The organism is Burkholderia sp. NRF60-BP8 (assembly GCF_001522585.2).
GTDB lineage: Bacteria > Pseudomonadota > Gammaproteobacteria > Burkholderiales > Burkholderiaceae > Burkholderia.
This window is the reverse complement of the sequence record NZ_CP013373.1, coordinates 3,114,586-3,140,493: the sequence shown is the minus strand read 5'-3', so window position 1 is coordinate 3,140,493 and position 25,908 is coordinate 3,114,586. Positions and strand designations below refer to the sequence as shown.

Annotated in this window: 27 protein-coding genes; 19 read left to right on the top strand and 8 right to left on the bottom strand. The window is 68.3% G+C overall.

Annotation, left to right across the window (positions count from 1 at the left end; translation table 11 throughout):
* Positions 1–76: 76 nt before the first annotated feature.
* From WS54_RS28190 to rfaE2, 5 genes are all read left to right on the top strand, one after another.
* A complete protein-coding gene (locus WS54_RS28190) occupies positions 77–904 on the top strand; it encodes an enoyl-CoA hydratase/isomerase family protein (protein ID WP_034208504.1) in 828 nt (275 codons plus the stop codon).
* Positions 905–985: 81 nt separating this feature from the next.
* Entirely contained in the window at positions 986–1,747 is a 762-nt protein-coding gene (locus tag WS54_RS28185; RefSeq protein ID WP_059785308.1) for a PhaM family polyhydroxyalkanoate granule multifunctional regulatory protein, read from the top strand.
* Between the two features lie 24 nt (positions 1,748–1,771).
* On the top strand, positions 1,772–2,998 hold the full coding sequence (locus WS54_RS28180) for a patatin-like phospholipase family protein (RefSeq protein WP_059785305.1): 1,227 nt from the start codon (positions 1,772–1,774) through the stop codon (positions 2,996–2,998).
* A 466-nt stretch (positions 2,999–3,464) separates the two neighbouring features.
* Positions 3,465–4,343 (top strand): diiron oxygenase, encoded by an 879-nt coding sequence (locus WS54_RS28170; RefSeq protein WP_034208501.1) that lies wholly within the window; start codon positions 3,465–3,467, stop codon positions 4,341–4,343.
* Between the two features lie 161 nt (positions 4,344–4,504).
* Positions 4,505–4,990, top strand: a complete 486-nt coding sequence (gene rfaE2, locus WS54_RS28165) for a D-glycero-beta-D-manno-heptose 1-phosphate adenylyltransferase (protein ID WP_034208500.1) — start codon at positions 4,505–4,507, stop codon at positions 4,988–4,990.
* Between the two features lie 16 nt (positions 4,991–5,006).
* Here the strand turns inward: rfaE2 and WS54_RS28160 are convergent, their stop codons facing one another.
* The 7 genes from WS54_RS28160 to WS54_RS28135 form a co-directional block, all read right to left on the bottom strand.
* Positions 5,007–5,249, bottom strand: coding sequence for a hypothetical protein (locus tag WS54_RS28160; protein ID WP_034208499.1), 243 nt, complete (start codon positions 5,247–5,249; stop codon positions 5,007–5,009).
* Entirely contained in the window at positions 5,234–5,431 is a 198-nt protein-coding gene (locus WS54_RS33785; RefSeq protein WP_059781376.1) for a hypothetical protein, read from the bottom strand. Before WS54_RS33785 ends, WS54_RS28160 begins: the two co-directional genes overlap by 16 nt.
* 34 nt (positions 5,432–5,465) lie before the next feature.
* Positions 5,466–6,266, bottom strand: coding sequence for a type III pantothenate kinase (locus WS54_RS28155; RefSeq protein WP_059781378.1), 801 nt, complete (start codon positions 6,264–6,266; stop codon positions 5,466–5,468).
* Positions 6,263–7,183: a biotin--[acetyl-CoA-carboxylase] ligase gene (locus tag WS54_RS28150; RefSeq protein ID WP_059781380.1), complete on the bottom strand. Its 921-nt coding sequence runs from the start codon at positions 7,181–7,183 to the stop codon at positions 6,263–6,265. Before WS54_RS28150 ends, WS54_RS28155 begins: the two co-directional genes overlap by 4 nt.
* Before the next feature lie 124 nt (positions 7,184–7,307).
* Positions 7,308–8,015: a hypothetical protein gene (locus tag WS54_RS28145; RefSeq protein ID WP_236872776.1), complete on the bottom strand. Its 708-nt coding sequence runs from the start codon at positions 8,013–8,015 to the stop codon at positions 7,308–7,310.
* Positions 8,016–8,075: 60 nt separating this feature from the next.
* Complete coding sequence (locus tag WS54_RS28140; RefSeq protein ID WP_059781384.1) at positions 8,076–8,921, bottom strand: tetratricopeptide repeat protein; 846 nt, start codon at positions 8,919–8,921, stop codon at positions 8,076–8,078.
* A gap of 8 nt (positions 8,922–8,929) precedes the next feature.
* Positions 8,930–10,999, bottom strand: a complete 2,070-nt coding sequence (locus WS54_RS28135) for a bifunctional 2',3'-cyclic-nucleotide 2'-phosphodiesterase/3'-nucleotidase (RefSeq protein ID WP_059781386.1) — start codon at positions 10,997–10,999, stop codon at positions 8,930–8,932.
* A 274-nt stretch (positions 11,000–11,273) separates the two neighbouring features.
* Between WS54_RS28135 and WS54_RS28130 the strand changes: the two genes are divergently transcribed.
* The 11 genes from WS54_RS28130 (at position 11,274) to WS54_RS28080 (ending at position 22,419) form a co-directional block, all read left to right on the top strand.
* The gene (locus tag WS54_RS28130; protein ID WP_059781388.1) at positions 11,274–12,398 is read left to right on the top strand and encodes an MlaE family ABC transporter permease; all 1,125 of its coding nucleotides are present in this window, start codon (positions 11,274–11,276) and stop codon (positions 12,396–12,398) included.
* Positions 12,395–13,309, top strand: coding sequence for an ABC transporter ATP-binding protein (locus WS54_RS28125; RefSeq protein ID WP_059781390.1), 915 nt, complete (start codon positions 12,395–12,397; stop codon positions 13,307–13,309). Before WS54_RS28130 ends, WS54_RS28125 begins: the two co-directional genes overlap by 4 nt.
* Positions 13,310–13,326: 17 nt before the next feature.
* Positions 13,327–14,256: an MlaD family protein gene (locus WS54_RS28120; RefSeq protein WP_034208490.1), complete on the top strand. Its 930-nt coding sequence runs from the start codon at positions 13,327–13,329 to the stop codon at positions 14,254–14,256.
* Positions 14,257–14,294: 38 nt separating this feature from the next.
* A complete protein-coding gene (locus WS54_RS28115) occupies positions 14,295–14,912 on the top strand; it encodes an ABC-type transport auxiliary lipoprotein family protein (RefSeq protein WP_059781489.1) in 618 nt (205 codons plus the stop codon).
* A gap of 19 nt (positions 14,913–14,931) precedes the next feature.
* The gene (locus WS54_RS28110) at positions 14,932–16,083 is read left to right on the top strand and encodes a VanZ family protein (RefSeq protein ID WP_059781391.1); all 1,152 of its coding nucleotides are present in this window, start codon (positions 14,932–14,934) and stop codon (positions 16,081–16,083) included.
* Positions 16,084–16,238: 155 nt separating this feature from the next.
* On the top strand, positions 16,239–16,556 hold the full coding sequence (locus WS54_RS28105; RefSeq protein ID WP_059781393.1) for a (2Fe-2S) ferredoxin domain-containing protein: 318 nt from the start codon (positions 16,239–16,241) through the stop codon (positions 16,554–16,556).
* Positions 16,557–16,569: 13 nt separating this feature from the next.
* Complete coding sequence (locus tag WS54_RS28100; protein WP_059506516.1) at positions 16,570–17,214, top strand: alpha/beta hydrolase; 645 nt, start codon at positions 16,570–16,572, stop codon at positions 17,212–17,214.
* A 463-nt stretch (positions 17,215–17,677) separates the two neighbouring features.
* Positions 17,678–18,892, top strand: a complete 1,215-nt coding sequence (locus WS54_RS28095) for a DUF6402 family protein (RefSeq protein WP_059781395.1) — start codon at positions 17,678–17,680, stop codon at positions 18,890–18,892.
* 933 nt (positions 18,893–19,825) lie between these two features.
* Positions 19,826–21,136 (top strand): D-alanyl-D-alanine carboxypeptidase family protein, encoded by a 1,311-nt coding sequence (locus WS54_RS28090; protein WP_034208485.1) that lies wholly within the window; start codon positions 19,826–19,828, stop codon positions 21,134–21,136.
* A gap of 48 nt (positions 21,137–21,184) precedes the next feature.
* Positions 21,185–22,111 (top strand): D-amino acid aminotransferase, encoded by a 927-nt coding sequence (locus WS54_RS28085; RefSeq protein WP_034208484.1) that lies wholly within the window; start codon positions 21,185–21,187, stop codon positions 22,109–22,111.
* The gene (locus WS54_RS28080; RefSeq protein WP_011546305.1) at positions 22,111–22,419 is read left to right on the top strand and encodes an HP0495 family protein; all 309 of its coding nucleotides are present in this window, start codon (positions 22,111–22,113) and stop codon (positions 22,417–22,419) included. The genes WS54_RS28085 and WS54_RS28080 overlap by 1 nt, the downstream gene beginning before the upstream one ends.
* Positions 22,420–22,436: 17 nt before the next feature.
* Here WS54_RS28080 and WS54_RS28075 read toward each other — a convergent pair whose 3' ends face one another.
* Positions 22,437–23,426 (bottom strand): transcriptional regulator GcvA, encoded by a 990-nt coding sequence (locus WS54_RS28075; protein ID WP_006485238.1) that lies wholly within the window; start codon positions 23,424–23,426, stop codon positions 22,437–22,439.
* 102 nt (positions 23,427–23,528) lie between these two features.
* On the opposite strand from WS54_RS28075, the gene WS54_RS28070 reads away from it, so the two are divergent.
* The 3 genes from WS54_RS28070 (at position 23,529) to lipA (ending at position 25,680) form a co-directional block, all read left to right on the top strand.
* Positions 23,529–23,855: a DUF2917 domain-containing protein gene (locus WS54_RS28070; protein WP_059781492.1), complete on the top strand. Its 327-nt coding sequence runs from the start codon at positions 23,529–23,531 to the stop codon at positions 23,853–23,855.
* Between the two features lie 84 nt (positions 23,856–23,939).
* Positions 23,940–24,695 carry a lipoyl(octanoyl) transferase LipB gene (lipB, locus tag WS54_RS28065; protein WP_034208483.1) on the top strand — a complete coding sequence of 252 codons (756 nt, stop codon included), beginning with the start codon at positions 23,940–23,942 and terminating at the stop codon, positions 24,693–24,695.
* Complete coding sequence (gene lipA / locus WS54_RS28060; RefSeq protein WP_006499067.1) at positions 24,688–25,680, top strand: lipoyl synthase; 993 nt, start codon at positions 24,688–24,690, stop codon at positions 25,678–25,680. Before lipB ends, lipA begins: the two co-directional genes overlap by 8 nt.
* The last annotated feature ends 228 nt before the right edge of the window (positions 25,681–25,908 follow it).

Below are 25,908 nucleotides of genomic sequence, written 5' to 3'. Positions count from 1 at the left end.
TTCGCCCGATGTTTGACCGCGCGGGCTTGGCTACACTCGATTCAAGCGTTCGAGCACGTCGAACAAGGAGCAGCAGATGGCCGATCTTGCCGCGTACGGCGGTTACGAAGCACTGAAGGTGACGCGCCGCGACCATGGCGTGCTCGACATCGTGATGAGCGGCGAGGGCGCGAACCGCAGCGGCCTCGCGACCGCGAACGCCCGCATGCATCGCGAGCTCGCCGACATCTGGCGCGACGTCGATCGCGATCCCGACACGCGCGTCGCGGTGATCCGCGGCGAAGGCAAGGGCTTTTCGGCGGGCGGCGATCTCGCGCTCGTCGAGGACATGGCGAACGATTTCGACGTGCGCGCCCGCGTATGGCGCGAGGCGCGCGACCTCGTCTACAACGTGATCAACTGCAGCAAGCCGATCGTGTCGGCGATGCATGGCCCGGCCGTCGGCGCGGGGCTCGTCGCCGGGCTGCTCGCCGACATCTCGATCGCCGCGAAGGACGCGCGCATCATCGACGGCCACACGCGGCTCGGCGTCGCGGCCGGCGACCACGCGGCGATCGTGTGGCCGCTGCTGTGCGGGATGGCGAAGGCGAAGTACTACCTGATGCTGTGCGAGCCCGTGAGCGGCGACGAGGCCGAGCGGATCGGGCTGGTCTCGCTCGCGGTCGAGCCGGCCGACCTGCTGCCGAAGGCGTACGAAGTGGCCGAGCGGCTCGCGCACGGGTCGCAGTCGGCGATCCGCTGGACCAAGTACGCGCTGAACAACTGGCTGCGCACCGCCGGGCCGACCTTCGATACGTCGCTCGCGCTCGAATTCATGGGTTTTTCGGGGCCCGACGTGCAGGAAGGCATCCGTTCGCTGCGCGAGCGGCGCCCGCCCGCGTTTCCCGGCGACGCGCCGTTCTGACGTGCGCGCTATGATCGAACCACGCGCGGCTGCGCGACGCACGGCGGCCGCCTCGCTCCTCCAGTCAACCAGGATGCCCGTATGACGACCGATGCCTCCGGCGCCAACCCTTTCGCCGGCTTTGCCGGGTTCCAGCCCGCCGACATGATGGACCGGATGTGGGACATGATCCGGATGTCGCCGTTCGGCGGGATGGCGCCGTTTCCGGGCGCCGCGCACGGGCTGCCGCCGTCGCTGTCGAGCATGTCCGACATGATGGCGCCGCTCACGAACGTCGAGGAGCTCGACAAGCGGATCACCGATCTGCGTGCGGTCGAGCAGTGGCTGAAGCTCAATCTCGGGATGCTGCAGTCGGCGATCCAGGCGCTCGAGGTGCAGCGCGCGACGCTCGCGACGCTGCGCGCGTTCGGCGCGTTCGCGCAAAGCTCGATGTCGGCGGCCGAGGAAGCGGCCGTGGCCGCCGCGCAGGCCGCGAAAACCGCGTCGGCGGGCGAGGCCACGCCCGCGGCCGACCCTGCGGCATCGGCCGCCGCGGCGTCCGCCCCGGATGCGCCGGCGGGCGACCCCGCGCAGCAGCCGTTCGACCCGGCCGGCTGGTGGAACCTGCTGCAGACGCAATTCAACCAGCTCGCGAGCCTCGCGATGGCGCAGCCGGGCATGCAGCCTGCCGCGCCGGGCGCCGCGTCGCCGCAGGCCGCTGCCGCGCCGGAACCCGCCGCGAAGGCGGCCGCGGCTGCGCCGCGCAAGCCCGCCGCGAAGCGTGCGAAGCCGTCCGGTTCGGCCGCGGCCCGCGCGGCGGCCGCGTCGTCGCCCGAAACGCGTCCGCCGAAGCGCTCGACGTGATGCGGCGCAGGTAGCAGGTCGATCATGCGACTCGCGCTCGTTCTGATGGGAGGCGGCGCGCGCGCCGCATACCAGGTCGGCGTGCTCAAGGCGCTGGCCGAGATCGCGCGCGAGGCCGATCCGCGGCGGCACACGCTGCCGTTCGCGGTCGTGTGCGGCTCGTCGGCCGGCGCGATCAACGCGACGTCGATCGCCAGCCACGCGGACGATTTTTCCCATGGCGTGCGGCGCCTGCTCGAATTCTGGGAGCCGCTGCGCGCCGAATACGTTTACCGCACCGATTGGCTCGGCATCGCAGCCGCCGGCGCGCGCTGGCTCGCGACGATGACGTTCGGCTGGGCGGCTCGCCGCTCGCCGCGCGGGCTGCTCGACAACACGCCGCTCGCGCACCTGCTGCAGCGCGAGCTGAGCTTTCACCGGATCGAGCAGATGCTGGAGGCGCGCCTGCTGCACGCGCTCGCGATCACCGCGCTCAGCTATTCGAGCGGCCGGCACCTCACGTTCTACCAGGCCGCCGAGCCGATCCAGGCGTGGCGGCGCGCGCAACGCACCGCGCGGCTCGTCGACTTGTCGGCGTCGCACCTGCTCGCGTCGTCGGCCATTCCGTTCGTGTTTCCGGCCGTGCCGCTCGTGCTCGACGGGCAGATCGAGTACTTCGGCGACGGCTCGATCCGGCAGATCGCGCCGCTGTCGCCGGCGATCCACTTCGGCGCGCACCGGATCGTCGTCATCGGCGCGGCCGATCCGCGGCCCGAGATTCCGGCCGCGAACGGCGCGGGCCGGGCTCGCGGCTACCCGACGCTCGCGCAGATCGGCCAGCAGGTGCTCGCGAGCGTGTTCCTCGACTCGATCGGCTCGGACATCGAACGGATCGAGCACATCAACCGGATGATCGAGCACCTGCCGCACCAGGTCGAAGTCGACAGCGGCTGGCGGCACGTCGACGTGCTCGCGATCGCGCCGTCCGAACGCATCGAGCTGATTGCCGCGAAGCACCTGAAGCAGATGCCGGCGACGATGCGCGGGCTGCTCGGTGCGATCGGCGGCAGCCAGCCGGCCGGCGCGTCGTTCGCCAGTTACCTGCTGTTCGAGGAGGCGTTCACGCGCGAGCTGATCGAGCTCGGCTACCGCGACGGCCGGGCGCAGTGGGAGACGCTCGCCGACTGGATCGCGCATGCGGACGGCGGCAGCGCGCCGGCGGCCGGCACGCCGCCCGAAGACGGCCTCGCGACCGGCGAAATGCGGGTCTGACACGCGCAGGCGTACTGTCAGGTTGTGTTTTCGCGACGGTCGGCCGCGACCGATCGCCGCACCTTGGTTGGCGGCACGCGACCGAGCGGGCGTCTCGGAACCGTCATGCACGCGTGCTATCATGGCCGCCGCCGTATACACCATATCGAGCAGCCCGCCGATCCGGCATCCGCACGGGGACCTTTCGGGGCACCCGCCTGGGGCAGGGGATGGGCGCACCAACGAGCCGGCCAGCGCCGGCCCCCACTCAGGCAAGCGCGGCCGGCTTCGTCCGAACGGAGCGGGTGGCGGCATGCCCAACGGCGGCAACGCGGCCGCCTGGCTGCCGGACGAGGAATCGGCGTCCGGCGGGCCGGTTTCCCGCGTAAAATTACAGTCTTGGCTGCAAAAAGCGCGCGTGGCGCGCTTGCGCGGCAACAGTCACGTTTAGAGAAGTCGCATTGCGCAGAACAGGGGTGGGACCATCATGAACACCATGCTTTATCCGGAACTTTACAGGTCGCTCGAAGCCGTCCGCTGGGACATGGAGAAGGACATTCCGTGGGACAAGTTCGACGCTTCGCTGCTCACCGACGAGCAGGCGAAGACGATCAAGATGAACGCGATCACCGAATGGTCGGCGCTGCCCGCGACGGAAATGTTCCTGCGCGACAACCAGCACGACAGCGACTTTTCCGCGTTCATGAGCGTGTGGTTCTTCGAGGAGCAGAAGCATTCGCTGGTGCTGATGGAATACCTGCGCCGCTTCAAGCCGGAGATGGTGCCGACCGAAGAGGAACTGCACGCGGTGCGCTTCCAGTTCGATCCGGCGCCGCCGCTCGAGACGCTGATGCTGCACTTCTGCGGCGAGATCCGCCTGAACCACTGGTACCGGTGCGCGGCCGACTGGCACACCGAGCCCGTCATCAAGCAGATCTACGAAACGATTTCGCGCGATGAGGCGCGTCATGGCGGCGCGTACCTGCGCTACATGAAGAAGGCGCTGAACAACTGCGGCGACGTCGCGCGTGCCGCATTCGCGAAGATCGGCGTGCTGATGGCGTCGGCGCGCCGCACCGAGAAGCCGCTGCACCCGACCAACCTGCACGTGAACCAGGCGCTGTTCCCGCGCGACACGGTGCAGTCGCGCCTGCCGGATCCGGAATGGCTGGAGCGCTGGCTCGACGAGCAGATCCGTTTCGACGGCGAGTGGGAGAAGAAGGTCGTCGAGCGGATCCTGCACAACCTGTCGATCCTGTTCGAGCGTACGTTCGCGACCGCGCAGGAGCTGAACCGTTATCGCAAGGAAGTCACCAGCCGCCTGCAGGCCGAAAGCGGCCCGTCGTCGGCCGCGCAGCCGGCCTGAGGCCGGCGGGTGCCGGCGGTGGTGCGAGTCACGCCTGGCTCGCGCCCGGCTCGCCGCACCGTGTCGCGTTCGCTGCATGAAGCCCGCCCGGCCGGTCCGGCGGGCTTTTTATCTGGCGCCGCCGTCGCGCGCGCCGTCGTTCATTCCGTCCGATTTCCATCATGTCCGCCACCTTCGAACGCAAGCTGATCACCCGTGATGCCCTCGTCGCGCTGCGCCCGTCGCTGCCGTCGCCCGTCGTGTTCACCAACGGCGTGTTCGACATCCTGCATCGCGGTCACGTCACGTACCTCGCCGATGCGAAAGCGCTCGGCGCCTGCCTGATCGTCGGCGTGAACAGCGATGCGTCGGTGCGCATGCTCGGCAAGGGCGACGACCGGCCGATCAACCGCGAAGAAGATCGCGCGGCACTGCTGGCGGCGCTGGAAAGCGTCGACTGGGTCGTGACGTTCGGGGAAAAGACGCCCGTGTCGCTGATCGAGGCCGTCCGTCCGGACATCCTCGTGAAGGGCGGCGATTACGACATGGATGCGCTGCCGGAATCCGCGCTCGTGCGCGGCTGGGGCGGCCGGGCGCTGGCGATTCCGTTCGAGCACGACCGCTCGACCACTGCGCTGCTGAAGAAGGTGCGCGCGCAACGGCCCTGAGCGCGACGCGGCGCCGTCACGGAGCAGACGCCGCGAGCGGTGCGGTCGTGACGGCCGGCGCCGCGATCGGGCCGCCGACGACGGGCTGGTCGGTCGCTTGCAAGAGCGGCGTCGCGCGCAGCGCGTCCGGCCGCACCTGCCGCGCCAGCACGCCGGGTTCGCGCGGGCCGGCCGCCGGCAGCGGCCCGAACACGCCGCGCGCCGCCACGAACGCGAGCAGGTTGGCGAGAAAGAGAACAGCGATCAGCCAGCGCAGCATCGTCGAAACTCCTTGTCGTCATCGACGTGATTCACGTCGTTCAGTCGAGCCGGCCGCATGGCCGGCTTTTTCATGGCTTCCGTCGGCCGTTCGCGCGGGCCGCTGGCGCGGCGCCGCGCGTACGGCGTCGTCGGCGTGATGCGGGCCCGCTTGTGCACGCTTGTGCCCGGTTCGGCCGGCATCGCCACGCGCCGGCGCGATGCCGGCGCATTTGCTTCAATCCTGCGCCGTCGCCGGGCCGGCCGTGTCCGCGGCGATCAACGCGAGCCCGGACAGGATCAGCGCGTCGTGCCGCGTGTGCGGGACCGTCAGCGCACGCGCGACGTCGTCCGCCGCGCCGCCTGCCAGCACGAGCCGTACCGGCGCCTGCCACGCGTCGACGAGATCGCGCCACGCGCGTTCGATCAGGCCGGCCTGCGCGTACAGGCAGCCGGCCGACAGCGAGCGCGGCGTATCGATCTGGAACGGCTCGGCCTGCGCGCCCGCGAGCAGGCCGCTGGCGATATCGGTGGTCAGCGTCGGCAACTGCGCGGTGTGCGTGCCGAGCGCGCGCATCATCAGCGCCCAGCCCGGCGCGATCAGGCCGCCCGTGAAGCGGCCGTCCGCGCGCAGGGCTTCGAGCGTCGTCGCGGTGCCGAACGTCGCGATCAGCAGATGCTCGCCCGGAAACGCCGCGTGCGCGCCGATCAGGCCGGCCCACCGGTCGCTGCCGAGCTGTTCGGGCGTCGTATAGCCGTTCGTCACGCCGCATTGCGCGGGCCGCGAGCGGATCGTCGTGCGCGGCAGGCCCGGCCAGCGTGCGTCGAGCAGCGCGTCGAGCCGCGCGGCCACGTCCGCGCCCGCGACGTTCGAGATCCATGCGCCGCGCGGACGCGGCAGGCGCGACCAGTCGGGATCGGCGCCGCCGTCGCGCGTGTGGCCGAACGCGCCCGTGTCGACGAGCATGCGCTGCGCGTCGGCGAGCGCCCACTTGATCCGGCTGTTGCCGGCGTCGATCAGCAGGTGCGGCTCGCTCATTGCGCTTCGCGCAGCGACACGTCGCCGGCCGCGATCGTCCGCACGCCGCTCGGCGTGTCGAGCAGCAGCTGGCCGGTGGCATCGATGCCCGTCGCGATGCCGCGCACGCGTTCGACGCCCTGTTCGAGCAGCACGACTTCGCGGCCCGCGTACGCGTGCAGCGCGTGCCAGCGCGGCAGGAACGGCGCGAGGCCGTCGGCGCCGAATTGCGCGAGCGCCGGCGTGAGCGCGTTCAGCGACGCGGCGAGCGTATCGGTGAGGTTCGCCGACGCGCACGCGATCGACAGCGCGGCGGGCGGCAGCCCGCTCGCGAGCGTCGCTTCGCGCGCGCGCAGCGCGTCGACCTGCGCGGCGACGGCTTCCGCGCCGCGCACGTTGATGCCAAAGCCGATCACGACGGCGGTGGCGTCGGCGGTGGTCCAGACGGTTTCGATCAGAATCCCGGCGAGCTTGCCGACGATGCGCGGCGTGCCGTCGTCGTCGGTCGTCAGCAGCAGGTCGTTCGGCCATTTGAGGGTGACGCGCATGCGGGCGTCGAGCGGCAGCGTGGCCAGCCCTTCGGCGAGCGCGACGCCGATCGCGATGCTGAGGCCGCCGAGCGCGTCGACCGCGCGCGGCACGATGCAGCCGACCGAGCACAGCAGCGCATTGCCGGGCTGCGCGAACCACGGGCGGCCTTGCCGGCCGCGACCGGCCGTCTGCTCGAACGCGACGCGCACGAGCGGCGCGGGCAACGCGTTCGCGCTGCGCGGCAGCGCCTTGAGCCGCGTGGCGACGTCGGCGTTGGTCGAGCCGGTGGCGGCGACGATGTCGAGCGGCCACGCGCGCGGCGCGGCGTCCAGGTGCGCCTCGAGCCGGTTGCGCGCGATGTGCGCGTCGCCGGATTCGGGCGTGTCGGAGGAGGTGGGGGCGTTCATGGCGCCTATTGTAGCGACAGGGGGCGTCGGCGCGTGCCGGGCCGTGCGTGCGACAGGCCGGCGTACGGCCGCGGTCCGGGCGCGCACCGCGCCTGGGCCGCCCGCCGGACCGGCGCCAAGTCGCTCAGTGCTGCTCCAGTTGTTCCAGCGCCTTGATGTCTTCCTCGCTCGTCATTTCGCAGGCGAGCAGCGTGTTGCCCTTGAGCGCCGGACCCTGGCGGGCCGACACGAGGATCAGCGCACCGCCCGGGCCGCGGACGTTCAGCCGGCGCGAATAGCCGACGGACGACGCACCGAGCAGGTGGCCTTTCTCGCGGGTGAGCGCGTAGCGTTTGGCGAGCTGGTCGGCGACTTCGCCTTCCACGAGCACGCCGATGCCGGTGGCGACGAACACGACGTGCTGCGTCGTGAAGCCGTCGCGGCGGATCGGCTCGGGCAGGCGATAGACCGCCGCACCCGGCATCGAGTTGTCCGGTTTCGGATCGGCCGCCTTGGCGGCGTTGTAGATCGCGTCCATCAGGTCCGACGTGAACGGCGGCTTGCACAGCGCGGCGTTGAAGATGTCGGGCGGCGCCGGCGGTGCGGCGAGCGAAACGAGCGGAATGGCAGCGACGCCTGCGCCGATGGCGGCGCGCAGGCAGGACAGGCGATGCGACATGGATGAAGGCCTCTCAGGTTTTATCGTGAATGCGAGGCGGCATGTTAAGGCATCGCCGCACGTGTATCGAGCTGCGAAAACCGACAGGCTGCGCGGCGCGGCGACCGGCGTGCGTATCGCGCGCCGCGCATCGAGCGCCGTTGCGCGCGTTCGATGCACGACGCGACGGATCATGCTCGTCGGGCAAGCCGCCGTTACGCTACCGCGCGGTCGTGCGTGCGCCGTCGACGTCCGTCACGGCGCCACCACCGGATGCTTCAGCGCATGCGCGGTCTCGATCCACTGCGCGTGGAATTCGTCCGCGTCGGGCTTGAGCCCGAGTTCGCCGTTGCGATAGGCCATCGCGAGCGTCTGCACGGCTTCCGGCAGCTCGTGTTCGGCGGCCCGGCGATACAGCGCGAGCGCGCGCGCGTCGTCGCGCGGCACGCCGCTGCCGTCGCGGTACGCGTTCGCGAGCATGAAGTCGGCGGCCGGGATGTCCGCGCGCGACGCGATGTCGAACCAGTGCGCGGCCTGCACCGGGTCGGCGGCGATGCCGTAGCCGCTGCGGTAGATCAGCCCGAGGTAATACGCGGCGGCCGGGTCGCCCTGTTCGGCCGCGGCGCCGAGCAGCGCGCGTGCGCGTGCATAGTCTTTCGGCAGATCGCCGCTGCCGAGCAGCAACGCCTTGCCGAGCGCGAGCTGCGCGCGCCGTGCAGCCGGCGCGTCGGCCGTGTCGTGCGCGGCCGCGGCCGTTTCCAGCCAGCCGCGCCCCTCGTCGCGCAGCCCCGGTTCGTGCGCATCGACGAGCGCGATGCCGAGCGCCGCCTGCGCGGCGCCCGAGCCGCGGCGCGCGAGCGTGCGCAACTGGGCCAGCGCATGCGGCTCGGTCGCCTGCGCGACCATCGCCTGCCATTCGTCGAGTTGCGCGGCGCTCGGCGCGGGGCCGGCGCCGCGCAGGCCGGTCGCCGCGACGACGACCGCGACGGTCACGGCCGCCGCCGCGAGCAGCGCGGCGGGCGGGAGCTTCGCGCGCAGCACGCGCCGCGCGGCAGCGGCGAAGCCGGTTTCGGCGGGCCGCATCGTCCGGATCGGTTGCATCGCGTGTCTCATTGCGTGAGGTCGATCTCGTAGGTCGCGAGGTTCTTGCCCGAGCCGTCGTCGGCCGCGACCTGCGTGATGCCGGTCAGGCCGGCCGCCGTCGCGTCGCCGAGGCGGTTCGGCGCGGACGCGAACCGCACGTGCGCGACCGAGCCCGCGAGCTTCGTGAAGCGCCAGCTGCGCTGCGCGCCGTCGGCCGCGCGCGTGATCGCGCCGCGCTTCTTGATGAACGCGATCAGCACGTCGCGGTTCGCGTCGGGCGACGCGAAGATCGTCTTGCTGCCGTCGAGGCCCGGGAAGTTGCCGCCGCCGCTCGCACGGTAGTTGTTGGTCGCGACGATGAACTGCGCGTTCGGGTCGATCGGCGCCCCCTTGTACGTCAGGTTCCTGATGCGGTTGCCGACCGGCTGCGTGACGTCGATCTCGTAGGCGAGATCGGCCGACGTGAACATGTCGAAGTTGTAGCCGGGGAAGGTGCTGACGAGCGGCTGCACGGTCGCCTTCGTCGGGTCGATCGTGTTGAAGCGCTTCGCGGCCGTCTCGAGCCAGTTCCTCACGTCGGCGCCGCTCACCTTCACCGCGTACACGGTGTTCGGATACAGGTACAGGTCGGCGGCGTTGTTGATCGCGAGCGCGCCCGGCGCGACGTCGGTGTAGTCGGTGCCGCCGCCGAAGCCGCTCTTGAACGGCGCGCTGACCGACAGCACCGGCAGCGACGCGTATTGCGGCAGGTTGGCCTGCACGTAGGTCTTCACGTAGTCGGCCTGCGCCTCGTTGACGATCTGGATCGCGCCCGGATCGCCGACGTCCGCGAAGTACGAGTTCATCCGGTAGTCGGTCGAGCCGATCGGCGTCTTCACGTAGTCGATCGTCGCCTGGTGCTCGGCCGCGATCGCGGCGGACACCGACGGATCGGCGGCGACGTAGCTCTTGTCGGCATTCTGGATCGGCCGCGCCTCGACGGTCGTCTGCGACTTGTCGACGGTCCACGTCTTGCCGTCGAACTTCAGGCCGAGCTTGATCACGCCGAGATGCTTGCCCCAGTAGTTGGCCATCACGGTCGGCACGCCGTTGACGGTGCCCTTGACCTTGTCGACGCCCGGCAGGTTGAACTGCGACACGGTGCTGTTCGCGTCCGGGAACACCTGGTGCGAGTGGCCGATCAGCATCGCGTCGATGCCGGGCACCTTCGACAGCCACCAGCTGCCGTTTTCCATCGTCGGCGAGTACGCGGCATTGTCGAGGCCGCCGTGCGAGATCGCGACGACGAGATCGGCGCCCTTCACGCGCATTTCCGGAATGTACTTCTCGGCCGCCTCCTTCAGCCCGGTCGTGTAGACCTTGCCGTCGAGCCAGCGCTTGTCCCAGTTCATGATCGCCGGCGGCGTGAAGCCGATGATGCCGATCTTCACGGGCGCGCTGACCGTCTTGCCGTCCGGCGTCGTGGCCGTCACCGTGCGCGTGAGGATCGTGTACGGCGTGAACAGCGGCGCGTTGGTCTTCGCGCTGATCACGTTCGCGAGCACCTGCGGGAAGTTCGGGCCCGCGCACTTCTTCTGCTGGGCCGGCGCCGGCAGGCCGTCGACCTCGAACGTGTTGCCGGTCACCTGCGACAGGTACGGCAGCCCGTAGTTGAACTCGTGGTTGCCGATCCCGCCGCCGTCGAATTTCGCGGCGTTCATCACCTTGTAGATCGCGAGCGTCTGGTCGCAGCCCACCGGCTTCACGAGCGCCTGGTAGTCCGACAGCGCGGTGCCCTGGATCGTGTCGCCGTTGTCGAGCAGCAGCGTGTTCGGGTACTGCTTGCGGGCCTGCGCGATCAGCGTCGACACGCGCTCGAAGCCGAGCGAATTGTCGGCGGCGAGCTTGAAATAGTCGTACGACAGCACGTTGGTGTGCAGGTCGGTCGTCTCGAGCAGCGCGAGCGTGGCCGTCGTGCCGACGGGCGCCTGGGCCTCGGGCTGCGACGGCGGCGTGGCGGTGACGTCGTCGCCGCCGCAGCCGGCGAGGACGAAGGCGAGGCTGGCGAGCGCGGCGGCGGCCGGCACGTGGCGGCGGGAAAGCGGGGGGAGACGCATCGGTTGTCCTGTTCGGTGTTCTGTTTTATGAAGCGCGAGGTACGCACGAATGGCGGCGCGGTGCGCCGACGGCCTGAGGTGCGGCGCGTGAGAGTATCGAAAGGAAACGTGACGGAACAATGAAAGGTTGCGATGCCGGCAGCCGGCCGGCGCCCCGGGCTCGACGCTCCCGGCTGCGAGCCGCGCCCCCGACGCCGCGCCGGAAATCCTCACGTCGCGGCGTCGGGCGGTTCGCTACAATGGCCGCTGTCATCCTTTTGCAAACAACCTGCCCTTGGACTTCGAGACTCCTCCCGGCCTGTCGGTCGACGCCGGCGGCCAGGGCCAGACGGTGCGCCTGACCGGCCAGTGGACCGCGCTGTCGCTCGCGCGCAACCGCGGGGCCGTGGCGCGCCGCATCGCGAGCATCGCCGCCGGGCGCGTGAGCGAATGGGATCTGTCCGGCATCGAGCGGCTCGATCACGTCGGCGGCCAGGCGCTGTGGCGTGTGTGGGGCCGCAAGCTGCCGGCCGGCGTCGCGCTGAGCGCCACGCAGCGCACGATCTTCGAGCGCATCGAGCGGCTCGACAGCCAGCGCGAGGCGCCCGAGCGCATCGTGCGGTTCGATCCCGTCACGCGGCTCGGCCAGGCGATCTTCTCGTTCGGCGAACACCTGCAGGGCGGCATCGCGATGTTCGGCCTCGTGATCCTCGATGCGCTGTCGGTGCTGCGCCGCCCGCGGACGATGCCGTGGCGGGAAACCTCCGCGAACATCTACAGCGCCGGCGCGCAGGCGCTGCCGATCACCGCGCTCGTCGCCTTCCTGATCGGCATCGTGCTCAGCTACCTGTCCGCGCAGCAGTTGCAGATGTTCGGGGCGAACCGCTACATCGTGAACATTCTCGGGCTGTCGGTGATCCGCGAGCTCGGCCCGGTGCTGTCGGCGATTCTCGTCGCGGGCCGCTCGGGCTCCGCGATCACCGCGCAGATCGGCGTGATGCGCGTGACCGAGGAGCTCGACGCGATGCGCGTGATGGGCATCCCGCACGGGTTGCGGCTGATCCTGCCGCGCGTGCTCGCGCTCGGCGTCGCGATGCCGCTGCTCGTGATGTGGACCAACATCATCGCGCTGACGGGCGGCGCGCTCGCCGCGAAGTTCGTGCTCGGCATCGACATCAACTACTTCGTGCGCTCGCTGCCGGGCGTCGTGCCGATCGCGAACCTGTACATCGGCGTCGGCAAGGGCGTCGTGTTCGGCATGCTGATCGCGCTGGTCGCGTGCCATTTCGGCTTCCGGATCAAGGCGAATTCGCAGAGCCTCGGCGAAGGCACGACCACGTCGGTGGTGTCGTCGATCACGGTCGTGATCCTCGCCGACGCGGTGTTCGCGATCCTGTTCCAGAACGTGGGGCTCGGATGAACGCATCGAACGAAACGACCGCGCACGCCGCGGCGATCGGCGCCGGGTCGGTCGGCTCCCGGCCGGACGCGGCCGCCGATGCCGGCGACCTCGTGATCGAGGTGCGCAACCTGACCAAGCGCTACGGGCGCAACATCGTTCACCAGAAGCTCGACTTCGACGTGCGGCGCGGCGAGATCGTGTCGATCGTCGGCGGCTCGGGCTCCGGCAAGACGACGCTCGTGCGCCAGATCCTCGGCCTCGAACGGCCGACGTCGGGCACGATCAAGGTGTTCGGCGAGGATACGGCGACGATCGACGACGCGAGCGCGCGGATGATGCGCACGCGTTCGGGGATGCTGTTCCAGCAGGGCGCGCTGTTCTCGTCGATGACGGTGTTCGACAACGTCGCGCAGCCGCTGCGCGAGCTCGGCCGCGTGCCGCCGGACCTGCTGCACGACATCGTGATGCTGAAGCTGGAGATGGTCGGGCTGCCGTGCAAGCACGCGTCGAAGATGCCGGCCGCGCTGTCGGGCGGGATGGTGAAGCGGGTCGGCATCGCGCGCGCGATCGCGCTGGAGCCCGAGCTGCTGTTCCTCGACGAACCGACGGCCGGCCTCGATCCGCAGGCCTCCGACGAATTCGTCGAGCTGATCGCGACGCTGCACCGCACGCTCGGGCTGACCGTCGTGATGGTGACGCACGACCTCGATACGATGGTCGCGCTGTCGACGCGCGTCGCGGTGCTGGCCGACCGCAAGGTGCTGGTCGCCGCGCCCGTCGAGGAGGCCGCGAACGTCGACCACCCGTTCATCCACGAATATTTCCTGGGGCTGCGCGGGCGCCGCGCGTTGCAGGCGCTGCCGCCCGAGCGGCGCGCGAAGCTGCCGAAGGCGGCCCTCGAACCGGCGCTGTCGAGCGTCGAGCTGTAGAAGCAAGGAACCCGCGAATGGAAAACAAATCACATGCGTTCTGGGCCGGCCTGTTCACGATCGCGCTGACGCTCGCGATCGCGGGCACCGTGTTCTGGTTCAACGTCGACCGCACCGTGCGCGTGCCGTACGACCTGCTCGCGCGCACCAACGTGACGGGGCTGTTCCCGGACGCGGCCGTGCGCTTTCGCGGCCTCGACGTCGGCAAGGTGCAGTCGATCGGCTTCGATCGCACGCACCCGGGGCAGATCCGGATCCGCATCCTCGTCGATCACGACGCGCCGATCACGCAGTCGACCTACGGCAGCCTCGGCTTCCAGGGCGTGACGGGTATCGCGTTCGTGCAGCTCGAGGATACGGGGCGCGATCTGTCGCCGCTGCCGTCGTCGCCGAAGTCGATCGCGCAGATTCCGATGCGGCCGAGCCTGTTCGACCAGATCCAGGAGCGCGGCGACGTGCTGCTGCGGCAGCTCGAACTCGCGGCGAAAAGCGCGAACGCGCTGATGTCGCCCGAGATGCGCGAGCAGTTGCGCGCGACCGCCGAAAGCCTGCAGCACGCGGCCGACGGCGCGGCGACGCTGACGAAGCAGCTCGGCCCGGCGGTCGCCGCGCTGCCGGAGACGATGCACGAGGTAAACCGCGCGATGGCGTCGGCGAACACGCTGCTGCAGCCGAACGGGCCGCTCGTGTCGAACCTGAACAAGGCCGGCACGGCCGCCGAGCAGGTCGGCGTCGCGCTGAACGGGCTCAACGCGCGCGTGCAGTACGACACGCTGCCGCGCTTCAATGCGCTGGCCGGCAGCGTCGGCGACGCGTCGCGGCAATTGAAGGACGTCGCCGGCGAACTCGGCCGCAACCCGCGCAGTCTGTTGTTCGGGTCGCCCGGCGCGGCGCCGGGGCCCGGCGAAGCGGGCTTCGTCTGGCCGGGCGCGACGGCCGGGCAATGACGTCCATCGAAACCGGAAACATCATGCAGGAATACGCCATGCCACGAATCCTTGACCGCGCGCTGCGCCCGGCCGCGCTTGCCGCGCTGACGCTCGCGCTGGCGGCCGGTTGCGCCGGCAACAACGCGGTGCTGTCGAACATCCGCTACGACCTCGGGCCCGTGTCGTCGGTGGCGACCACCGGGTCCGGCCCCGCGCTGAAGGTGCTCGACGTCGCCGCGCCCGATGCGCTCGATACGGACAAGTTCGCGTACCGCCTCGCGTACGCCGATGCGCAGCACGTGGCCGTCTATCGCGACAGCCGCTGGACCGCGCCGCCCGCGCAGTTGCTCACGCAACGGCTGCGCGGCGCGCTGTCGTCGCGCGGCACGGTGCTCGAAGGGGCCGACGGCGTGCGCGCGCCGACCCTCAAGGTCGACCTGAGCGAATTCGAACAGGTCTTCGACGGACAGTCGCAAAGCCACGGCGCGGTGACCGCGCGCGCGACGCTGATGCTCGACGGCAAGGTGCTCGGCCAGCGCACGTTCGTCGCGCGCGCGCCGTCGAGCACGCCCGACGCGGCCGGCGGCGCGCGCGCGCTCGCGGCGGCCAGCGACGAACTCGTGTCGCAGATCGCCGCGTGGGTCGGCGTGCAGGCGTACGCGGGCACGCCGTGACGCCCGGCGGGCAGCCGCGATGAGCGCGCCCGGCACGCATCGCGCGTCGCCGCTCGCGCGGCAGGCGTTTGCCGCCTACGCGGCGCTGATCGTCTATGCGTCGCTGTATCCGTTCGAAGGCTGGGCGTCGCTCGGCATCGGTCCGTTCGATTACCTGTTCGCGCCGATGCAGCGCTACGTGACGGCGTTCGACGTGGTCACGAACGTGCTCGGTTATCTGCCGTTCGGCGCGCTCGGCGTGCTCGCGCTGCACCCGCGCTGGCGCGGCGTGGCCGCGACGCTGATCGCGAGCGTGCTCGGCGTGCTGCTGTCGGGGACGATGGAGGCGCTGCAGACCTACCTGCCGACGCGCGTCGCGTCGAATCTCGATCTCGGCGCGAACGCGCTCGGCGCGCTGCTGGGCGCGGCGCTCGCCGCGCCGGCCGCCGGCGCGCTGCTCGACCGCGGCGTGCTGCGCCGGCTGCGCTTCGCGTGGCTGGAGGCCGACGGGTCGACGCCGTTGCTGCTCACCGCGCTGTGGCCGTTCGCGATCGTGTTTCCGTCGCCGTTCCTGTTCGGCATCGGCGACTGGCCGGCCGCGCTGTGGGAGCGCGCCGACGCGTCGATGCAGGACGCGCTGCTCGCGTGGCTGCCGGCCGCGTGGCACGTCAGCGAATGGCCCGAGCGGGTCGACGGCTGGTTGTCGGATTCCGCGTGGGAAGCCGTGCTCGGCGGGCTGATGCTGTTCCCCGCGCTGGCGATCGCATCGCTCGCGATGCGCCCGCGCGCGCCGCGCATCCGGCTGCTGGTCGCGCTGGTCGTCGTCACGCTCGTGCTGAAGGCGGCCGCGACGTTCATGCAGTCGGCCACCGGCCTCGTCGTCGTGTGGGCGACGCCCGGCGCGCGGCTCGGCATCGAGCTGGGTTTCGCGGCGGCGCTCGTCGCATTGCGCGTGCCGGCGACGTGGCGCGCGATGCTCGCGGCGCTCGCGCTGCTGGCCGGCGTCGCGCTCGTGAACCTGCTGCCGGTCAACCCGTTCTTCGACTTCACGCTGTCGGGGTGGCGGCAGGGCCGCTACGTGCACTTCAACAGCATCGCGCGCTGGCTCGCGTGGATCTGGCCCTACGCGGCGCTGATCTGGCTCGGCCAGCGCGTCGAGCACGCGTGGCTGCCGGCCGCGCTGCGCCGCTGACGCGGCAGCCGGGGCCCGTGCGGCGGCTGCCGTGCCGCGGGCAGCCGCGTGCGCCGGTCGCTATAATCGTCCGCATCCTCCGTTGCCGCTTCGCGTAACGGCAATTCATCGCCCTTCTTTCCGCACGGCCTTGCGCCGGGCCGCACGTCACCATCATGGATTCCTACTACCAGCACCACGTCTTCTTCTGCCTGAACCAGCGCGAACCGGGCGCCGAGCGCCCGAGCTGCGCGCAATGCGACGCGCAGACCATGCAGGAATACGCGAAAAAGCGCGTGAAGGAACTCGGTCTCACGGGGCCCGGCAAGGTCCGCATCAACAAGGCCGGCTGCCTCGACCGCTGCGAGGAAGGGCCGGTGATGGTCGTGTATCCGGAAGGCACGTGGTACACGTACGTTGATCGGGCCGACATCGACGAGATCGTCGAGTCGCACCTGCGCGACGGCAAGGTCGTCGAGCGCCTGAAGATCTGAGCGGGCCGGCCGAATGAACGTTCATACGCAGAAATCGCTGATCGCGGGCCCGATCGGCCAGATCGAAATCGCGGTCGACCTGCCCGACGCCGTGCGCGAAGGCGGCGCCGCGCCGCGCGGCATCGCGCTCGTCGCGCATCCGCATCCGTTGTTCGGCGGCACGATGGACAACAAGGTCGCGCAGACGCTCGCGCGCACGCTCGTGCAACTGAATTACGTCGTCTACCGGTCGAACTTCCGCGGCGTCGGCGCGACCGAAGGCGTGCACGACAACGGCGCCGGCGAGGCCGACGACCTGCTCGCGGTGCTCGCGCACATGCGCGCCCAGCCCGCGTATGCGGACCTGCCGCTCGTGCTCGCGGGCTTCTCGTTCGGCACCTTCGTGCTGTCGCACGTCGCGAAGCGCCTGCGCGACGCGGGCGAGACGATCGAGCGAATGGTGTTCGTCGGCACGGCCGCGAGCCGCTGGCAGGTGGCCGACGTGCCCGAGAACACGCTCGTGATCCACGGCGAAACCGACGACACGGTGCCGATCGCGTCGGTGTACGACTGGGCGCGGCCGCAGGAGCTGCCGGTCGTCGTGATCCCCGGCGCCGAGCATTTCCTCCATCGCAAGCTGCACGTGCTGAAGCGCATCATCGTCGACGCGTGGCGGTAGGGCGACTTGCATTTGAGACAGCCCCCGTATTTGCAAGCGAGATTGTTTCCTGCTCGAAGTAACTGCAGTTGATCGACGTCACGTGCCCGGATCATCCGAAACCATACGCGCGTTCTATTTTCGCGCGTTGACATTGGTTCGCAGTTTGCCTTCGCGAGCACGTTGCATTTCGGGAAGCACTGAATAAAGGCTGAGTTCGTGCTGCGAGCACGTCCCGACGGGGATTTGCGGACAGCGCAACTGCTTGGATCAGTGTTTCCCGACGTCGAAATACTGGGGGCGGCCGAGGCTGCGCGTGGCCAATCGGCACATGCTCTCTAATTTATCTGACGGAAATCCAGTACAGTCGGCCGTCGAAAGATGGAAACCGATTCCGGGCGCGTTTCGTGGGTTTCGTGCAGATATCGATCAGGTCTCGGGTGTCCATCAAACAAGCATTCATTTGCATGCAGGACGCCGATCTATGGATCTGTCGTATTACAAAATCAACAAGCTGCTATGGCGCTGGAGCAGGACAGAGGGCGCGCGCATCGTACATGACGCAGGTTTGTCGATGGACCGGGCGCCGCCTGCGCTTCCCGCTTCACCAGCGCCCGTGGCGAAGGCCGTGCCGGCCCCGAAGCCGCCAAAGCCAGACCCGATGGTCAAGATGGTGGATGACATATGGGGGGCCGTGGATGCTTTTTCCCGCTTCAAAACCTGGCTGAACACGGCTGATCCACCTAAGCCGGCCAAAGCACCTGCGCCAACGAAGCTCGAAAAGACGGTGCCTGCGTTCGACATTCAGGAAATCCCTGGCGCGATGCGTAAGGAGATGATGCCGATTGGGGCCAAACTGATGGAGCGATGGTTTGCCGGAGCGCTCAACTACTCTCCAACGGACGCAGACGAGGCGGCAGAAATTAATCAGGACGGCAGGCCGTATCCGCCTGAAATGTATGACACCACCACCGTCAAGCTGGATTGGGTGCTCCGGTTTGCCCGTGCGAAGAAGAAATACGACTATCTGATAAATGAGGCCATACGCTCGCCGGCAGCCAAGGAGACACTGAAAGGAAAGCTTGGGCCCTACAAGGAGCGATTGACTCTGCTGGATTCCGCGGACATATGCGGTGACGATGTCGCGACCCTGCATCGCCGCTTTCAATTTCAACTGGCATCGGTCGATGGTTCATTTGGACAGAAAATCGAGCTTCTCTTGCACACTTTGGCGAGGGGGGGCGTACCCGATGATCTCAGCAGCGCGCTCGGCTCATTCAATCTCTACGCGGCGCTCGGGCACGCACGCTTTTACTGGGATGCTGAATCCAGGAGAACACGAGCCGACGTAAGAGGCATCTGGGTATATGTGAAAGACAACTACACCTTCACTGACAGGAAGGGTGGTCGGTCGCAGTATCTGGGGCACTGGAGCCGCGATGGCGTGATTGTCATTCCGCTCGATGCTGTTGCTGCGACCTCTCCATATGTTCCTTACCTCGAATCTCCGGTTAGCCTTCCGTACCTCAACACTTCGGTGACCCTTGGCAATCCGGTCATCAGGGGTAATCTCTATCATCCTGTCCACAACAGCGATTTTCGACAGTGGGCAATTAGACACCATCGAGGCGGCGACTTCGTCATTTATTCCGACCGCCGTTATGTTCCTGTTGTGCCGCCTATCGAGATTTACCTGTGAAACGGTCATTAAAACGGATCGCATTGTTTGTCGCGGCGATTGGCGCGCTTTTCTTCTGCCTCGTCGATCGCACGCCACACGGTACAGAGTGCCGGAAATCGACATCCCCGGATGGTCTTTACGTAGCTGAACGTTGCTTGCTTCAGTGGGTTCCCGGAGGAAATTCAGAATACGTCGGACGGATTTTCAATGGAAGAGACGGCAAAAAGCTCGCACAGCGCACGTTCAGCACACCTGTTGCCGCTTTTATATGGTCTGATGGCGTGTGTTCTTCCGACTCGCCAAGGGGAGCCGAGAAGTGCACCGGTCCGAGTCTCCTGTTTTCCAGCGGAGATCCTGTTCAGGGCAATTCCGAGATTCCGTTACCGCCATCATGGTGGGACCAGGTTCTGGCGGCGCGTGTACGCCTGTAAGCGCACTCGCTACGGCGTATCGGTTTGTCAGTCAGATTGGGTCGCAAATCGGCGCATCTGCCCGGTTGCCGAGCCGAGCGAATCAAGTTGCAGATAATTCAGGCACGCGCATGCCGTCAGCTGCAGCTATTCCGAGCAAGAGATCACGTCAATTCCAGGCACGACCGATCTCCATTGCAAGCCGCTACAGCCGCGCAGCTGCGCATTCCCGACTTGCACATCGCCTGCGCGCTGCGTCGCGGCGCGCCCATCCCGAGCCCGGTTCGCGAAAACGCCGTTCGCGGCCACGTATAATGGCCGCATTCCGCGTTGCCCGCGGCCCGGCTGGGCCCATGCGGCGCTCGTTTCGCCGCCTGTCCGCCCGCTCGCGACGGCCGCGAACCGAACGCGTCCGCACGAGTCCAACCGGCGCGTTTCGCGTTGCCCGACAGTGTCGGGCGAGTGCCCGAAACGCCCGCCGCCTTGCCGTTCAACCCTGCGCGTTTCGCACCGCACTTTCTGCCATCAGCCTGAATCGATCATGCGTCTGTCTTCCCAAGGCCTCAAGTCCCTCGCTTCCTCCATCGCCTTCGGCACCGCCGCGCGCAACGTCGCGCTCGGCGTGATGCTGCCCGTCGCGCTCGCATCGACCATCGTCGTCGCCGAGGCGAAGCCGGCCGCCAAGGCCAAGGCCGCGCATGCGGCGCCGGCCGCCGAGCAGTCCACCGGCGCGCCCGCGACCTACATGCCGGGCGCGGTGCCGCCGCCGGGCGTGAACGCACGCTCGTGGGTGCTCGTCGACGCGACGAGCAACACGGTGCTCGCATCGGGCAATGCGGACGAACGCGTCGAGCCGGCGTCGCTGACGAAGCTGATGACGGCGTACCTCGTGTTCGAGGCGCTCGACAAGAAGAAGATCTCGATGGAGCAGATCGTCACGCCGAGCGACGCGGTGCGCCGCGTCGGCCGCGACGAGTCGCGCATGTTCATCGAGGCGAACAAGCCGGTGTCCGTGCATGACCTCGTGTACGGGATGATCATCCAGTCGGGCAACGATGCCGCGATCGCGCTGGCCGAACTCGTCGGCGGCAGCGAAGGGCAGTTCGTCACGATGATGAACGACGAGGCCGCGCGCCTCGGCATGAAGGGCACGCACTTCGCCGACGTGAACGGCATGCCCGACCCGAACCACTACACGACGGCCGGCGACCTCGCGAAGCTGTCCGCGCACCTGATCCGCGATTTTCCGCAGTACTACGGGATCTTCTCGGAGAAGGAATTCAAGTACAACAACATCCGCCAGGGCAACCGCAACCGGCTGCTGTGGCTCGACCCGACGGTCGACGGCCTGAAGACGGGCCATACGCAGGCGGCTGGCTACTGCCTGATCGCGTCGGCCAAGCGCGCGATCCCGGGTGTCGACGGCCAGCGCCGCCTCGTGTCGGTGATGATGGGCGAGCAGAAGGAAAGCGACCGTACGCAGGACAGCATGAAGATGCTGAACTACGGCTACAGCGCGTTCGACTCGGTGCGCCTGTTCAAGGGCGGCCAGGCGATCGCGACGCCGCGCCTCTACAAGGGCAAGGACAACACCGTGCAGGTCGGCGTGAGCGCCGACCAATGGGCGACCGTGCCGCGCGGCCTCGGCGACAAGGTCAAGACCGAAGTCGACGTCAACGCGCCGCTGATCGCGCCGCTCGCGCAAGGCCAGCAGGTCGGCACCGTGAAGATCGTCGCCGACGGCAAGACGCTGTCCGAATTCCCGGTCGTGGCACTGCAGGCCGTGCCGGAAGCGGGTATCTTCGGACGTATCTGGGACTCGATCCTGCTGATGTTCAGCAAGAAGAAGTAAGCGCGACGGGCCTTTGTTTTCACGACTTCATCCCCATCTGTCATAGCCATGAGCCAAGCCGAATTCGAACCGATCGTCTACCTCAGCGTCTCGTCGCAGGAGGAACTGGTACCGCTGTCCGAAGCCCGTGTGCCGGTGCTCGACCGCGGGTTCATCTTCGGCGACGGCGTGTATGAAGTCGTCCCCGTGTATGCGCACGACGGCGCGCACGTGCCGTTCCGGATCGAACAGCATCTGGAGCGGCTCGCGCGCAGCCTGAAGAAGATCGGCATCGACGACCCGCACGATGCGGCCGGCTGGCGCGCGCTGATCGAGCGGGTGGTCGCGGCGAACGCCGAAGGCCTCGGCGACGGCAACGCGCTCGTCTACCTGCAGGTGACGCGCGGCGTCGCGAAGCGCGGCCACGCGTTCCCGGCGAACGCGGTGCCGACGGTGTTCGCGATGACGAGCCCGCTGCGCCTGCCGTCGGAAGAGGAGCGCGCGAAGGGCGTGCGCTGCGTGACGGCCGAGGATCGCCGCTGGCTGCATTGCGACATCAAGTCGATCTCGCTGCTCGGCAACGTATTGATGGCGCAGCATGCGGCCGAACGCGACGCGTTCGAGACGATTCAGTTGCGCGACGAAAACGTGACCGAAGGCTCGTCGTCGAACGTGTGGATCGTGAAGAACGGCGAACTGTTCGCGCCGCCGCGCAGCAACAAGATCCTCGAAGGGGTCCGCTACGCGCTGGTCGAGCAACTGGCCGACGAATGCGGGATCCGGTTCGTCGCGCGCGAGATCAGCGAGGTCGAGCTGCGTTCGGCCGACGAAATCATGATCACGTCGGCCACCAAGGAAATCCTGCCCGTCACGTCGCTCGACGATCTGCCCGTGCAGGGCGGCAAGCCGGGCCCCGTGTTCGCGGCGCTGTACGACGCGTACCAGCGTGCGAAGGCGCGCGAGTTTGAACAGTTTGACCTAACCCGGAGAAAATGATGAGCGAACCGACCAAAACCGTCGAGGTCACCGGCGCGATCGAAACCCGGAAGGAGTCGCTGCTGGAGTTTCCGTGCGATTTCCCGATCAAGATCATGGGCAAGGCGCACCCCGAATTCAAGGACACGATCTTCAAGGTCGTGGCCGTTCACGACAACGAGATCGACGTCGAGAAGATCGAGGAGCGCGCGTCGAGCGGCGGCAATTACACGGGCCTCACGATCACCGTGCGCGCGACGAGCCAGGAGCAGCTCGACAACATCTACCGCGCGCTGACCGGCCATCCGATGGTCAAGGTCGTGCTCTAACGCCAGGCAGTCCGGGATCAGCGCAAACGGCCGCTGATCCCTTTCCATCCGCCCTCCAGCGCGCACTCGGCGGGGCATTTCCCCGCCGCGCGCCGCGCGTCCAGCTCGTCGCACAGACGCTTGTATTCGGCGACTTCCTCGAACAGCCAGGTCCGGAACGCCTGCACGCGCGGCGTGTTCAAGAGCGGCGGCGGACACACGAAAAAATAGTGCCACGGGCTCGGCCCGTCGATGTCGAACAGGCGCACGATGCGCCCGTCGAGCAGGTCGTGCACCGCGAGCGAGCGGCGTACCAGCGCGATCCCCTGGCCCTCGATCGCGGCGAGCAGCAGGTTCGACGAATCCTGGTACAGAATGCCCCGTTTCGGCTCGGTCAGCGTGTCGAGCCCGGCCGCGTCGAACCATGGTCGCCACAGCTCGTCGTCCGAGCGCAGCAGCGGGTAGTGCACGAGATCGGCGGGCGTCTGCGGCAGCTTGCCGCCGTTCAGTGTCGGCGCGCACGCGGGAAAGAACACCTCCTCGAACAGCGGCTCCACGTGCAGCCCCGGATAGCTGCCGAAGCCGAAGCGGATCGCGAGATCGACGTCGTCGCGCGCGAAATCGGTGAGCGAGTTGGTCGATTGCAGCTCGACGTCGATTTCCGGATGCCGCTCGATGAACGTGCCGATGCGCGGCGTGATGAAGCGCGCGGCGAACGACGACAGCATCGACACCACCAGCCGCCGGTCGCGGTCGCTCGCGCGCACGTCGCGCGTCGCGTCGGCGATCACCATCAGCGCGGTGCGGATCTGCTGCGCGTAGCGCATGCCGGCGTCGGTCAGGCACAGCCGCTTGCCGTTGCGCGTGAACAGCTGCACGCCGAGCTCTTCCTCGAGCGCGCGCACCTGATGGCTGACCGCGCCGTGCGTGACGAACAGCTCGTCGGCGGCGCGCGAGAAGTTCTCGTGGCGGGCGGCGGCTTCGAACGCGCGAATCGCGTTCAGCGCCGGGAGCTGGCGGAGGTCCATTTGCTAATTTTCCTCACATCGACGTGAAAATTGGTCGTTTGGTCGGGCGCCTTCGAGTGACTACGATTGTAGCCATCGAAGCACTTATTGGCGGAGTCGATCATGCAAGAAATCTCTTCAAGCATCACCTTCGAAATTCCCGCGGGCGAGACCGTGCCGATGAAGGTGCAACGCAGCACGCGGCTGATCGTCCAGTGCGGGCCGGTCTGGGCGACGCGCAGCAACGACGTCGACGATTACTTCCTGGTCGACGGCGAGACGCTCAAGCTGCGCCGCGGCGAGCGGCTGTGGCTCAGCGCGGAAAGCCGGGAGGGCGCGCGCGTCGCGTTCTCGGTGTCGCGGCCGCCGCGGGAAGTCGCGCTCGGCGGGCTGAGCCGGCTGCGCGAACGCGTCGCTGCGTTGGTCCACGGCGGCTGGCGCACCGTCTGACCGTCGTTTCGTCCGACGGATACCGGCGATCCGTCCCCCACCCAAGGCCGGCGAGACCCACGGGTTTTCGGTAAACTACCGCCCATGTCCGTTTCGCCGGTTTCCATCGTGTCCACGCCTGTCGCCGTTTCCGCATCGCCCGCCGGAGCCTTGGATCAGCCGGCTCAGCCGGTCACCGTGCGGTGGCGGGGCCGCGAGGCCTACGAGACGAGCTTCGACGCGATGCGCGCGTTCACCGACACGCGCACCGCCGACACCGGCGACGAGATCTGGGTGGTCGAGCATCCGCCCGTCTACACGCTCGGCCAGGCCGGCGACCCGGCGCACCTGCTGGTGGCCGACAGCGGCGTGCCGCTCGTGAAGGTCGACCGCGGCGGACAAATCACCTACCACGGCCCCGGCCAGATCGTCGTCTACCTGCTGCTGGACTTGCGCCGGCGCAAGCTGATGGTGCGCACGCTCGTGACGAAGATCGAGCAGGCCGTGATCGACACCCTCGCGGCGTATAATCTCGCTTCGGTCCGCAAGGCGGGCGCGCCCGGGATCTATGTGGCATCCGGCGTGCACGAGGGCGCGAAGATCGCGGCCCTTGGCCTGAAGATCCGCAACGGCTGCAGCTATCACGGGCTGAGCCTGAACGTGAAGATGGATCTGCGCCCGTTTCTCGCGATCAATCCGTGCGGCTATGCCGGACTGGAAACCGTCGACATGGCGAGCCTCGAGGTTGCCGCCGACTGGAACGACGTCGCCCACACGCTGGTGGGCCGTCTGATCGCCAACCTCGACGGCGCATCCGCGGCCGCCGACAAGCCGCACGCACTGGAACAATCGAATGACTGACGTTACCGCTTCTCCCGCACCGGCCGATACGGCCGCGACCCCGGCCTACGATCCGACCGCCAAGCAGAAGGCGCAGGCGAAGACGGCGCGCATCCCGATCAAGGTCATTCCGATCGAAAAACTGAAGAAGCCGGAGTGGATCCGCGTGAAGGCGGCTACCGGCAGTTCGCGTTTCAACGAGATCAAGACGATCCTGCGCGAGCACAACCTGCACACCGTGTGCGAGGAAGCGAGCTGCCCGAACATCGGCGAGTGCTTCGGCAAGGGCACCGCGACGTTCATGATCATGGGCGACAAGTGCACGCGCCGCTGCCCGTTCTGCGACGTCGGCCACGGCCGGCCCGATCCGCTCGACGCGGATGAGCCGAAGAACCTCGCACGCACGATCGCCGCACTGAAGCTCAAGTACGTGGTGATCACGAGCGTCGACCGCGACGACCTGCGCGACGGCGGCGCCGCCCACTTCGTCGAGTGCATCCGCGAAGTGCGCGAGCAGTCGCCCGACACGCGCATCGAGATCCTGACGCCGGACTTCCGCGGCCGTCTCGACCGTGCGATTTCGATCCTGAACGCGGCGCCGCCCGACGTGATGAACCACAACCTCGAAACGGTGCCGCGCCTGTACAAGGAAGCGCGCCCGGGTTCAGACTACGCGCATTCGCTGAAGCTCTTGAAGGACTTCAAGGCGCTGCATCCGGACGTCGCGACGAAGTCGGGGCTGATGGTCGGCCTCGGCGAGACGGAAGAGGAAATCCTGCAGGTGATGCGCGACCTGCGCGCGCACGACGTCGACATGCTGACGATCGGCCAGTACCTGCAGCCGTCCGAGCACCACCTGCCGGTGCGCGCGTACGTGCATCCGGACACGTTCAAGATGTACGAGGAAGAGGCGTACAAGATGGGCTTCACGCACGCGGCCGTCGGCGCGATGGTGCGTTCGAGCTATCACGCCGATCTGCAGGCGCATGGGGCGGGGGTGGTCTGAGCACCGCGTTTGCCTCCATCCGCGCAAGACCCGCAGTCCCGAAAGCCCGCAGCGATGCGGGCTTTTTCGTTGGCGCGGCGGTGATCCGCGCATGCGCGCGGCAATCGTCACCCGATCGGACGCGCGATCCAATCCGACACGAAAAGCAAAGCCGAAACGACATCGATAGCTTCGCACGATAAGTTCGCTCCCGCTGCGCGCAAAGCTCGTAAAGTCGGCTCTCCGCTT